This window comes from Arthrobacter sp. KN11-1C, assembly GCF_052180225.1.
In the GTDB taxonomy this organism is placed as follows: Bacteria; Actinomycetota; Actinomycetes; order Actinomycetales; family Micrococcaceae; genus Arthrobacter.
On record NZ_CP197467.1, the window covers coordinates 2,486,175 to 2,499,501 of the forward strand.

At 59.5% G+C, this 13,327-nt stretch carries 6 protein-coding genes; 4 read left to right on the plus strand and 2 right to left on the minus strand.

Annotated features, from left to right (window positions below):
* Positions 1-468: 468 nt before the first annotated feature.
* Positions 469-5,658, minus strand: a complete 5,190-nt coding sequence (locus tag ACSBOX_RS11750; RefSeq protein ID WP_442542617.1) for a sacsin N-terminal ATP-binding-like domain-containing protein — start codon at positions 5,656-5,658, stop codon at positions 469-471.
* 415 nt (positions 5,659-6,073) lie between these two features.
* On the opposite strand from ACSBOX_RS11750, the gene ACSBOX_RS11755 reads away from it, so the two are divergent.
* From ACSBOX_RS11755 to ACSBOX_RS11770, 4 genes are all read left to right on the plus strand, one after another.
* Positions 6,074-7,090, plus strand: a complete 1,017-nt coding sequence (locus ACSBOX_RS11755) for a hypothetical protein (RefSeq protein WP_442542618.1) — start codon at positions 6,074-6,076, stop codon at positions 7,088-7,090.
* Between the two features lie 514 nt (positions 7,091-7,604).
* Entirely contained in the window at positions 7,605-8,615 is a 1,011-nt protein-coding gene (locus tag ACSBOX_RS11760) for an SMODS domain-containing nucleotidyltransferase (RefSeq protein WP_442542619.1), read from the plus strand.
* Complete coding sequence (locus ACSBOX_RS11765; RefSeq protein ID WP_442542620.1) at positions 8,612-10,084, plus strand: ThiF family adenylyltransferase; 1,473 nt, start codon at positions 8,612-8,614, stop codon at positions 10,082-10,084. Before ACSBOX_RS11760 ends, ACSBOX_RS11765 begins: the two co-directional genes overlap by 4 nt.
* Positions 10,081-11,874 (plus strand): SAVED domain-containing protein, encoded by a 1,794-nt coding sequence (locus ACSBOX_RS11770; protein ID WP_442542621.1) that lies wholly within the window; start codon positions 10,081-10,083, stop codon positions 11,872-11,874. Before ACSBOX_RS11765 ends, ACSBOX_RS11770 begins: the two co-directional genes overlap by 4 nt.
* A 204-nt stretch (positions 11,875-12,078) precedes the next feature.
* Here the strand turns inward: ACSBOX_RS11770 and ACSBOX_RS11775 are convergent, their stop codons facing one another.
* Entirely contained in the window at positions 12,079-12,327 is a 249-nt protein-coding gene (locus ACSBOX_RS11775; protein WP_442542622.1) for a hypothetical protein, read from the minus strand.
* Between the last annotated feature and the right edge of the window lie 1,000 nt (positions 12,328-13,327).

A 13,327-nucleotide genomic window follows, 5' to 3' on the forward strand; every position in this document is an offset into this window, starting at 1 on the left:
ACCTCGTGTCTCTGGAACTTCCCGCAGACGCCGGGAAGGGGTGGGGCTTGAAGAGAGCGACTGACTCGCGGAAGCCGAAGCCACCCTAGACAGCGGGTCGGACGGTTACTACAGAAGGTGGTGAAATTGCCCCCACACACGCAATCGCTTCCCCTTCCCTGGCTGCCGTTGAGATCGGCCGAAATCCGACGCGTGTGATGTCCAGAAATTCTGGACATCACACCTAAGCTCGCATGTATGGCGACAGCTACGGAAGCCCTTAAAGCACCCCCAGGGATGTCGAGTACCGGACTCTTGTAGCGCTGGCGGGAAGCAAGACTCCGCGTTCGGGGCACGCACCCGCGCTGATAGGCTCCTTAACCTCCCCTGTGGACGTCCATCACGTACTCTGAGACGACCCCAACCGTGGCTGGCCCTCCTTCGTGTCAGAGGAAGACGGACTGCTGCGACGCTAGCCGACCCCCGGTGCTACTGAGAGGGGTTGTAGCGGATTCGCAGCCCTTCCCCTGCGAAGACGTATTGACCTCTGCTATTTGGGCTAAAGGGGTTGTGCAGTACCAGGAGCTGCCGCTCAGTTGCGAGCACGTGAGTGATAATGAGTAGCCGCCAGCGATCATTTCGTGCATTCATCTGGGCTTGCCGGACTTCACTCTCGCCGAGTTGGAATTCGCCGGCACCGCCGGAGGTGGCTTTGACTTCGTACATGAGGGCACCTCCCCGGGCAGGGATGAGGAAGTCGTATCCGCATCCGTCGTCACCAGCGGAGCCGGTCATGAAGAAGGCTCGATTTTTGGAGACCCAGCAATCGTCGGTGAACCGGTCTTTGTAGCGGCTAGCGAGCCAGCGGTAGGCCACCAGTTCACCTGCAAACCCGATGGCCTCGAGCTGGCTTTGGGACGGGCGTGGGCGCGCCGAAGCGGTCGGGCCCTTTGTGCGGCCCTCATTGCCCCCTCGTGCTGAAGGGCTGTCAAGTTCCTCGAGCTTGGCGAAGCGGATCGGGGTATTGATGATTTTTGGATCATCGTTAAGTGAGGCCTCGATCCTTTCCCGGAGGTCTCTGTAACCATCGCCCACATTAACTGGTTCGCCGTTGACGGTGACGGTCTGACGTGCTCTTTGCCGTTCCTGCCGCGCTTTGTGTTCGTCCGAATCCGCGCGTTCAAGGTCCTGGGCACTCAACCCGACCTCTTTGGGGTCCGTCGAGAGCGGCATCCCGGTAGGCCATAGGTCGGCAGCCTTCAACCATTTCAACATCTGGCTAGCGTCGAGTGGCTCGAAATCAAGGGCTCCTACATCATCCAACCGTTGGAGGGCTGGCCGGCTGTCCGTCACATCCCCCCATGCAGTAGGCGGCATGGCGCCATTCTTCGCGCACCAAGCGTGAACGTTGCGGGCCAACGTTGGATATTCGCTTTCTCCCAGGCGAACGTTTGCTTGGTGCACGGAGGCCATCGCCGGGAGGGCTGGGCCTTGTGTCGGCACGGTGTCTCCGAGGAGGGCTTTGAGCTGGTTCTCGATCCGTTGGTTAAGCTGGTTCTCCGACAGTTGATCTAGCGTTTGATTCCAGGCCATGTCGGGTGTGAGTGATTTGGGCTCTCGGATTTCTATCCATCGGTTGATGGGGTGATTGGCGCGAAATGTGGGCAGTAGCGCCCACCTAATGCGGTCGGTGATTTCGTTCCATTTCGACCGCACGTACCAATCGAATTCCTCGGAATGCTGTTGCGAATAGTCGATGGGTTGGTATTGCGGGTGGAGATGGCTCAGCACAGGGTTGAGGTCGGACAGCGGAATTTCGAGCTTCTTCCGCAGCTCGTCAAGACTGCTTACGCTCCGAGCGACAATGATGAGGTCAGCCGCGGATACGGGCAGACTGTCACTTATTTTGTTTAGTTCAGCGAGTAGGTCTTCTTCGTTCCTGATGCCATCCTCCTGGGGCAGCAGCGGCTGGGCCGCTTCCGATCCTGCCCACAAGTGCACAATCGGGAAGAGCCGTTCCAATAGCGGAAGCAGTGCTGAGTCGATTCGGTGCAGCGTCTGCTCGACCGCATGTGCGTCGAGGTCGCAGGCCTCGGCGAGAGTGGCCGTCGCCGGACCTGCTTGGAAGTCCACGTGCATGGAGCGGAGTTTATGGATGACCAGGGAGAACTCGGTTGCCAAAGATCGGTGGCCCACCAGTTGAAGGAGCGCCTCTGGGATCGCTTCAAGAAGCCCCCAATCTGATTCGGCCTTTCCTCCCTGGATTGCGAGTGTCGGATGATGAGGGTCGGGAATGGGCAGGATTCCGCGCATTTTTTTCGGCAGTGCACGGTCCTGGTCTCCAACCCGAACGCCGATGGCATTGGTGTGAACCACGCGAACGTGGGAGAGGCGATCGATGGCCAACTGGAATACTCTCTCAGACAAGGGCGTAGGGTTTGGCCATCGGTGCTCGAGCACGACAGCCAATGTCGCTCGCAGCCACGGAACTTCATCGAGGAGCGCGGGAGCTCCGCCTGTGGGACTGAAGATCTGGCCATCGAGTACCGGGGAGAGTTTCATGTCAGCTAGTCGGGTTATCCGGTAATCAAACCGTTGGGCAAGCACGGGAGCGACTTTGGAAGCGCTGTCAGCAAGCTTCAAAAGGGGTTGGCCGAATTCGCGAATGAGCCTGGTCGCGAAAGGATCGTCCGATTTGTCGGCGACAGCGAGCGGTGGGTGCTCCGGCAGGTCTTCGACCGCAACAGCCTGCAGGTGGCCGTCCTTTTCCACTACAAGGTGGCGGAGCCCGTCCAGGGAGGGTCTGGAAAGGCTAGCGGCCTGTGTCCATGCGGCAACGTATGTTTGGAGGAATTGGGACAGATGGGAGCTATCGGGCCGGTCGGCGGCGAACTGTTCGCCGAGGAAGGCAATGAGTCGATAGGCGTGCTGGGGATCGGTCCAGATACCAACACCGATATATTTAAGGCGGCGCACGACGACCGAGTTGCCGTCCATTGTTTCTCGAAGAGCAGCCGATATTAGAGGGCTGAACCGCGGCGCATCAGTGTCGCGAAGGGGGAAGTACCAGGCATCCGCGGCTCTGGAGAATCGGTTTGTGCGGTGGCCGGGATCGTGGATGGGGATCCACTCGGTCACTCTCAGGAAGGCAGTGAGAGGTGTCGGGATCGGCTGCTGATCCTTATTACCAGTACGGTCTCGCTCCCAATACGTTCTGAAATACTCGTCCGGCCACTGTGATAGCCCGTCAATGACAAGGCGAGCATAAGCTTCACGATGGCGGCGTGGCAGTTTATCGAAGAAGGTCTGGCCCGTCAGCCAGCAAACGGGCGTCGTCGCCACGTACTCGGTATCCGGATATCTTGCCTGACAGTCAGGAGGCAAGATCGAACCCCAGGATGGTACGACGTCCGCCGGCAGGCCAGCTGCTTTTTCGAGCTCGCCGCGACCAATGTTCCGCCCATACACCTTCCGCTTATCCGGGGCGCCCAGCACAGGAAGCCCATTGCGCACTCCCAAGTCGCTTAGGAACTCCACCCACTGCTCCACTGCGTCGTTCGGGCGAAGAAGCTGGGAAGGGGGCGCAAGCATGCGACGGCCGAGGGCAGCTAGGTCCGGCGCAACATCGGGAGGCGCCGCCGTGAGAAGGGAAAGGTCCTCGCCATGTGTGCCGGGCCAGTCACGGGAGAACAGTGCTGTTTCCGCCGGAATCCACTCCCCGCTCCCGTTCGGAAGCCGCAGGCCGAGATCAATGAGATTCACGCCTCTGGGGGCCCTGGGACGGCTGAGGTTGAAGACAAATCGCAGAGACTCAGAATGAAGCCGTTTGTTGTGACTGCTCGTCAGAATTGACCTGAGGTGCTCCAGCAGGCTCCGGGCGTCGAATCTGCGAACCAGGTGGTGGTCTTGGAAAAACGCCCGAGCCCGGGTTTGTTCCCGGTTCTCGTCGTGCCAGGTCAGGCCCGGGTGAAGATAGAAGATCCTCTTCTTCACGTCCGAGGGCAAACGCAAGTCAGCGTCCGTCTCGACTATGTCCTCGTCTTCGATACGCTGCCGGACTGGCGGAAAAAAGGGAGTGGCCTGGCGCCGGGGCTCCTTTAGGGCCCGCCGCCCGGCGCATGGCATTAGCTCACGTTCATCCGAGAGCAGAATCCGTCGGCCGATAAGTACTTGCGGACTTCTTTCGAACATACAAGCAATGTCGTTGTACAGCTGGTCCCATCCGCTCAGCGACAGCTCTTCTTGAAGGCATTGCGCCGCCATCTTCTCGGCCCACGCCGCTAAAGTTTCAGCCTTTGGATCAAGTTCAAACCCTAGAGCCAACATAGTCTCGCCTAGCCGGGCCAAGCGGGCATCACCCAACCCATCCCATACCGGTGACATTCCTGTGGTTCTATGCCCGAGATCGGCCGATAAGATATCGGCCCCGCGAAGCGGCCACCGCCATCCGTCCGCCATCGACGTCAACGGGGCCGAAGACTGTCCGGTGGGAAGCAGCCTCCTGTCGCCGACTTTTACTCCGTCGAGATCCCGGACCGCCGCAAGATGATTGACCGCATCGGCCTTCCAGCTGATCAGATCCACAACTGCGCTCTCCCAGCCAGTCTCGACACCAGAGGCGAGAGTTTGGGCCGCCGTCAGCGCCAATTCAGCGCACGCGCCCAGAAGCATTGAGTTCAAGGGGTGGGATGTGTCGACGTCAAGTCGCGCTAGGTTAGTGAAGAAGGGCGCGTTCAAATGGCCCGCAAATGGTGCGGGTGCTTTCTCCCCCATGGGTAAGGACGTGTAGCTGCGGAATTCCGAAATTTCGTGAGAGGCAGGAACAGCAACGGAAATACTCGCTGGAGCGTTCCATTCGAGCCAGCGCGGGTCCAGCAATTCCGCCTCAACGGCGTTGCTGATGGAGTTGTGCAATTCACCGGGGTCGACGTCGCGGGAAAAAATGAAGAATTCTCCCCCTTCGGTAAGTCGGACTCGCTGCGCTTCGGCCCCGTCACAGCTCAGTGGGGTCGCCTCTCTGCGGAGTTCCCGACGGCTCAAGTCCTCGTCGCACACATGGTCGATGATGAGCCTGTCGATTCTCGGTAGAAACAACAGCACGGGTGCGTCCTCGCCTGCTAGTTCTTGGAGTCGCTTGCGCGTTTCCTCGAGCGAGATCCCGTTACGCATAGGCAGACGGAGGACCGTAGCGTACCCTTCGGCACGCAGTTCCGTGACGTATGTGTCCGTGACCTCCAAGGGAACAGGAATCGTGTACAAGGAAACGTCCGCGAGGATCTGGTCCGACTTCTCTACGTTAGCGTGAACCAGCCCGGGGATGTCCTCAGGACGGGCAAATCTAAATGAGAATCCCGCCTGCGTAATATCGGCCGGATCGCTGCTGTAGATCTCCGGGGCTTCACATATTTGAAGGACGCTTTTGAACCCGACGCCCTTATTGCCGATTCCTTCCCCCACCGGCTTGTCACTGAGTCCCAGATTGCAGATCGCCCGGAAGTTACTTTCCGTAAACCCTCGGCCGCCGTTGGCCATGTACAACACGCCATGGTCACCCGATGACTCGTCCAGCCGAATGTGGATCCGGCCTTCCTGGGAACCACGAGGGTGAGCGTCATAGGCATTCTGAAGGAGCTCTAGGAGAAAACGGCCGCCGTACTCATGAGCGGTGTGTTCCGTCATACTCTTAATGCTCCGGCCCCAGTCAACGCGATCGCGAGTCTCGAGATACGCGTCTACGACATCGCGGGCGCGTTCGGTGACCAGCTTCCGAAAGTCGCGCCTGGTTCTGCCATCGGCCTCATCGCCGAAAGGCGCTCCTCTGTCCGACAATTCGTCAGAAGCACGCTCAACTCCTCCATCCATTGAATCAGGATATGGGTGGTCTGCCCCGTGCAGTAGCTCAGACCTCGTTCCTCGTTGCAATTGACCGCACGAACAAGGTGGCAGGAGACCGCTTAGCCATCGCTGAAGAATCGCAATTTCCTCATCCCGTTCCTTGAACCTGCAGTGACTAAGAATCGCCGCCTCGGTTAGTACCCGACTCTCGTCGGCGTGGCGGCACGGCCGTGCCCGGACTGGAGTAGAAAATAGGCCCATGGTGGACGAGACCCCCGTGGCCAAGGACAGCCGATCGCCAAAGGGCCCGGAAGGGGTCTCCGGGTTCACCACGAGGATCCTGGAGCAGTTGGCCGTTAGTGCTTGGCTACCCGCGGCTATGCTCATCGGTATAGGCACACTTCTAGTGCAACTGCACGAGAACAACAACCTAGACGTCCCTAAGGCCGTCGACGATATTGCGTCCAAGCCATGGGGCGTGCTTGTCATCTTGGCATTCGGGCTTGTCTTGGCGACGATGGTGACGCAAGCCTTCTCGTTCGGGATCATCCGCGCGCTGGAGGGCTACTGGAGGCCGAGCAGGCTGCTTGACTCTTTCACTAAGGCCAGAGTCAAGCACCACGTCAAGCGAGCCGCACGAATCACCCAACGAGCGTCGGTTCTCCAACAGAAGTTGTTCGAGTCGGCCCGAGCAAGGCTGCTCCGCGAAGAAGAACGTGACTACGTTGATGTTTGGGAAGCCGACGTGTACGAGATTCCCAGGGAGAAATGGCGCCAACAGGACGACGGCGTCATCGCCGAAGCCAGTGAAATCGATTGGCGAGAGAAGGCAGACCCGGCACTTGCCGCGCTGTTCTACCGCGCGCATCAGCGTGCAGAGGACTATCCTTCTGCACGAAACCGGGTGCTTCCGACAACCCTGGGTAACGTGCTTCGAGCCTCAGAAGAGGGACTGAACCTCAAAGGATCGGCGCTCGAGCGCTTCGTGATGGAAAACTACAAGTCCATGCCACCGCGCCTAATGGCGCAGCATGACCAATTCCGGGACCGGCTCGACATGTATTCGCTGTTGGTGCTGGTTTTCGCCGTTCTTGCGGTCGCATCCATTCCTCTCCTGATGGAGTCTCGCACGGACTATGCTTGGACACCGCCGGCAGTAGGGTTCACTCTGCTGGCGAGTTTGGCGTGGCTTAGCTACCGAGCTGCTATTGCGTCGGCCAGAGGATACGGCTCCACTCTTCTAGCAATGAACGCGGAGGCCAAGCGCGAGCAGTAGATAAACCGGACAACCAGGGAAGAGGAACTCTAGTTCGACTTCTTCACCATGAGAACGCTGTGCTTTGGACACGTGGGTGGCAAGGTGCTGAACCTGTTCTCCCCGCACCTTGGCCGCGGACATACCCACTCCTCCGCCCCTGCAGGCCCGACCCCCGTTACCCTATCGTCGCCCATAGGTCGAATGGTGCCGCTCCCTCAGTTGGAAGTCAATACGTCCGCGAGACTCGCCCATAGTGCTGGTGAAACAGGCGCATGCCTCGTTTGAGAAACGCTCGCGAAAATCAGGCAGCCCCACTGGCACGGCCGAAGCGATCGGGGCTGCTCGAGATCTACGAGCATAAACAGTTACGTCGGTCGGCCGGTTCTTGACGGGATCTTAGGCTGAAACTGAGAATAACTTGCAATAGACGTGATAGTCAGGTCGTATACGCTTCCGTAACCCGCGAAAATGTCGGTGGTACACGGCAGACTCGACAGGTCCAACAATTTCCTACCAAGATCGGAGGAGCCCTTTGGCTCATCTGAAACAGCAATTCAAAGATGCCCTGCGCTCGGTCGAACCCGGCGACGACAAGGTGAACGCCCCGGAGGCACACCAGCTTGTTCGCCAAGCCCTCGAGGCTGATTCCAAGCTGTTGGAGTATGGGGTTAGCCCCGTGCTGATCGGCTCATACAAACGCAGCGTCTCCATCAAGCGCGTCAAAGACGTCGATGTGTTCGTCCGTCTCCCTGACCTTCCGAGCGACGTGACCTCGAAAGATATCCTCGACCGATTCTTCACCGTGCTCCATAAGGAGTTTGGCTCCGACGACGAGGGGCACCGCCGCACGAAGCGCCAAGACCGAAGCCTGCAGGTTTCGTTTCCCGAATACGATCTTTACGTGGACGCTGTGCCAGCCCGTCCACACTTGGGCGGACAGACATGGGAAATTCCGCAAAAGGGTGATGAGAACAAATGGGTTCAAACAAACCCTGAAGCACTGACCGCGCTGTCCAGTGAAATGAACGCTGCCCACGGTGGCTACTACGTCCCTACCGTCAAACTCCTGCGGCAGACCCGACGCGCTCTCCTTCGCAGCGGTGCGAAGCCTGGAGGTTTTTTCATCGAAATGGCAACCCACCAGGCGTTCAAATCCGGCCTTGTCTCGGGAAATGACGACGCAGAATACTACGTGTCAGCTCTTGAAGAGGTCGCCAAAATCATCAACAACTTCGTCGTCTACGGAATCGGGGTGACCGACCCGACTGTCTTGGGACAAAGCATCAGTATCCGTGCAACCGAGGACGAACTTGAGACCGCGAGGCTCCGGTTTGCCGACGCTGCCGCCTCAGCCCGCGAAGCTCTCAACGAAGAGGACGAGGGTAACGCTGCCCTGGCATTCCGGAAACTGCTCGGCAAAAACGGTGACGACGAAACCGTGTTCGAAATGCCACCTGGCTTCAACGAAGACGGTACCAAACGTGCATCCGCAATTTCGGCCGGGGCCCGCACCGTCCCCGCCGGAACGAGGACATTTGGGTGAACCTCGACGCCTACAACGACTCCGTAGCCCACGCTCGCCAGCACTTCGAGGAAGGCCTCATCCGAGCAGGATTTACCGAAACAGAGAACGGCTGGACAGGGCTGACAGGGGACCCCGAGAACCCGACCAAGGTCCTCATCTCCCTGCCGGAGCGCTTTCCCTTTACGCCTCCGAAAGTAGCCCCGGTTGCGGAGGACGCTGTGCCGTGGTCTTGGCACCGCGAGTTGGACGGCGCACTCTGCTTGATCGCCGAGGACGATCATGACGGGCTGTGGTGGAGTGAAGCCCCGGCATTCCTTGAGCATGTCTCGGAATGGCTAGCGCAAGCAGCAGCTGGTTGGCCGGATGATCGCCCCGATCTGGACCTGGATCGGTACTTTCAACGTTCACAGGACACCCGGGTCTACCTCTATGAGGAACCCGGGTCGTTCCTTGACGGCTTCATTCGATTCCGCCCAGCCAAGAACAACAACATGCGGGCAAGCCGCGGGACAATCCCGAAGAAGCTAAGGAAAGCCGGCAACGACCGTTCCGGGTACGTCGCCGACGTGGGTGAATTCGACGTCCCACCACGCACTTGGGCAGACATCAGCGCCCGGATCCAGCCGGAGAATAAGCTTGATGCCAGAATCCGGTGCCACGACGTCTCCGTGGTACTGCTGAAGTACCACCGCGGCACTCACGACGGCGTCATCGTGCTGGAAGTTTGGCCAACAGTCGGCGGCGACATCGCCGCAAGGCGACTAACATCCGCGGCCGATACGGCCGCGGCCAGAACTGCCCGCGCGGGCGTCCAAAAGGCAGAGCTTGGGAACAGCAGCGTGGCTATTATCGGGCTGGGCGCGCTCGGATCCTTCGTCGCTGACATGTTGGCTCGCGCAGGAATCGGCCGGATGACACTAGTGGACGGAGACCTAATCCTTCCCGGCAACATCGTCCGGCATCTAGTGGGACCCGACGCAATCGGATTGCCGAAAAGCGAAGCCGTAAAACGTCACCTCGTCGCCAGGAACGAACTAAAGCATGAGGATTTCGAGGTGCTTACCCAGCACCTCACCTCCGGCACGATGGCGGCCCAACTCATCAGCAATCACGACCTAGTCGTGAACGCCACAGCCGACTTCACCACGACAGCGCTGCTCCACGTCATGGCCCAGTCCCTAGGCACACGGATTCTCTCAGTCTCACTACATGATGACGGGACAGCCTATCGCGTCGACATCCTACCCCCCTCGGAAAACGCCTCCCCCTTGCCGCCCAGGGCGCCGTCACCGGATACCGGCGTCCACGCCCCCGAGCTGTTCGAGGCCGGATGCGGAAGCCCGATCTCCCCAACTCCACCGCACGCCGTTATCGAAGCAGCAGCCGCCGCCGTACGACACAGCATTGGGCTACTCACCGAACGCATCCTCCATCCAGCAGGAGAATCACGAGACCTCACCTCTGTTCCTGAAAGGCATCACCAATGACCCGGTCACCTGATCGCATCGAACTACGACATGCGTCGCATGAGGCAATCGCTACCGAAACAGCGAAAAGCCTGCCAACCGAAACCGGCGGTATCCTGCTCGGCTACCACGAATCCAACACCATCGTGGTCACAAATGCACTGACAATCGACAGCGACCAAGCAACGACAAACCAGTACGTCCGCGACGACGTCTACGCCAACAAGCTGCTCAAGGACTTCCTAGCGGATCGGGCCATCGATGACCCCACCGGATACGTCGGCGAATGGCACAGCCACCCCGCCCCGGCAGGCCCGAGCCCCACCGACATCAGCGCACTTCGTGCAATTGCCAAGACCACCGACGGACCGATCGCCTTGATCGTCCGCGCCACTTCGCACACCGCACCGTTCCACGGAGTCGTCGCCCGACGCCAACGGTTTGGCCGTATCAGTACCGAAGCTGTCCCAGTGATGCTGCCGAAGCCCAGGTTCCAGCCCCTTGGCCTTCTGCCGGCAACTGCTGTACGAGGCGACGGGCCTGTCTTCATCTCATACCGCCAAACAGACGGGACCGGGCAAGCCGAACAGCTGGAACACCTTCTCAGGGCTGCCGGCCTAGTGGTCTGGCGTGACTACCGCGATCTGCGAGCCGGCACGACAACGGACCGACTCGAACAGGCCCTGACCCAAGGCCTCTCAGGGGCGGTGCTCGTAGTGACCCCCGACATTGTTTACAGCGAGATCGTCAGGGAACGTGAACTCCCGCGTCTGTTACAACTCGACGAAAACCCTGAGTTCAGTCTTAGCATCGCGAACACAGTCGCCAGACGCAGGAGCCCCTACAAGTGTGATTACGATGCCCCTGACCGGCTCCTGCGCCGTACGCCTCAGCGCACACTGGCAGAAAAGAAGCAGAGCAACATGCTCGACATCACGGGTGAACTGGAGATAGTACGTGACTTGCTCATGCACCGCATCGAGCAACGCAAGCCCACGCTCCGGACAGAAAATCGAGCCTTCACGATTCGGATCCAGAGCCGGCCGACACCATTCGCCATCGACGCGGACGATGAGGACCTGCATATCCGGGTCAACGCCGCGGAGAACGGACGGCTCCCCTCACCCGAAGGACTCCATCTCCTTCAGAAAACACTCCCCCTCATCAGCGACGCCATCTACGCATCCCGGGCGCCCCGTGTGCAGATCCTAGGCGGGGCACACCTTTCAATCGCTCTTGCACTGGGAGCAGCACTGCCGGAAACCAAATTCGGAACGGTCGAAGCAATAGACACACGCAACGAAGCATGGGCCTCTGACCCATGCGAAGATGACCCGCACGACAACCTCATCAACGTGGAAGAAATCGACTTCTCAGCCCACCAAAAGGCCAGTACCCCGAACAGAATCGCAATCTTCGTCAGTCTCACGCCCGCAGCAGACAGCACGGCCTTCGAGCTGCTCATCAGCACGTCCCCAAACGAATTCACCAAAGCCGCAAAAGTAACCTCAACTACTACCAAGGTTGACGCCCGTGAAGCCGGACGCCTCAGTGCATCGATCGCGCACCACATCAAACAACTGGCGGCCGACAGTGGGCGCGCCGAGGTCCATCTGGCATTCCACGGCCCGTACACCATGGCCTTACTGATCGGACGTCATTTGAACACGCTCCGAACCGTGGTCTATGAGTGGGAGGACGAGGGCGGCGCCCCCCGGTACCGTCCGGCCCTCGTCCTTGACCCGGGTCATGCCGGCGGTCCCGTCACCGAAGTGCTGCTTGAAGATTCAGCGAAGTTGCCCGAAGCCTGACAAGCCTTGTGTCCGTAGGAGGAATTTGGGGGTCGCAGGTCGAGGGTAAGCAACGGCCGTGGTCCATTTAACCCGGCTGAGCTCGCGACGATACCCACACTGATCATCGCCGCGGTAGCACAGTAGTTCCGCCGTTAGTGCACGAAAGGTGCCGCCCCTGTGGTTCCGGTTCGCGCAGGATCCCGGATAGGCCTTCTCATGTTGTTACAGGCGCGCGAGGTACTGCTTGGCGGCGATCGCGCCAAGTGCAATCGCCTGGCGTTCGGTGTCGCTGAACGCGAGGATCAAGTCCTTATCACCCTGCATCGACTCGACGACGTAATCGAGGGCCTCGCACTGCTCATCGTGTGTAGTGGCGGCCGAAAGCCTGCGCCTCTTTTCTCCAGTGATGTGAGGGGAGTTCAAGTAGATCTCAACGGCCTTGGACGGGAAGGTGGAGCGCGATTCGGTCATGCCTCCACTCTAATTTCAGCCAATGGAAATTTTGGACATCGGCTGGCCCACTGGCCGCAATTCAGCGTTTAGAACTTCCGGTCTCCGGCAGCGGCAGCGACACTGAGGCCGTATTGTCGGTGTCATCTGTAGGAAAGCCCGGGCGCGGCAGGAACCCCCAGCTGGCTCCTGGACCGGAACGCCGCCCTGAACAGGAGTGATTCGAGATTCGACGCAAGAACGAATGTGTCACTGCCTGGAGACAACAGTTGGAGTGGTACAACAAGGGATACAAACAGTATTTTCGAGATCGGGAACCACATGCGTAAGCGCACCCTAGCCCTCTGGCTCTCCCTGCCTACCCTTCTAGCAGGCTGCGCAGGTGGAAGTGCGACGGCACAGCCCGTCGTCACCGTTACTCACACGGTGACGGTCACTGCCACTCCAAGTCCATCACCTACACCGACGCCGACACGGTCGGGGCCGTTGCCGTTAGGAACCGCGGCCCAACTTCCAAGCGGCGGCAGCGTTACGGTGTTTGAACATCGAAAAGGCGTTGAGCCACAAGACGTGAACCAAGAGGCCATCGACATTCAGGTCTGCGTCCCGGCCCAGACTTCGAGCTCCCCCGCTACCGTCTATCAACGTTTCTGGTCGCTTCGCGATGCCGCGAACCGTACCTACACCCCGGCAAGCTCAACATGGCAGCATCCGGGAGCGGTTCCGGGGTTCTGGCCGCCGGAACAGCAAGTTAAGGCCGGAGACTGCTACCGGGCCTGGGTGATCATCGAGGGATCAAACACCACACCAATGACGACTGCACGGTACTCAAACGACTCAACAGGCGTCATTTTGGACTGGGCACTCCCCCAGTAAGTTCACGAGTCGTCATTCGTCCCACCGCCAAAACCTCCAATATGTGCAGGGCGGCGTAGGCGCCGGTGATGTGGAAGCATCGTGAACATCAGGTACTGCGATTTCCTGGCCGCATGGCAATGCGCGGAGGAGCAAGCAGAGCCGA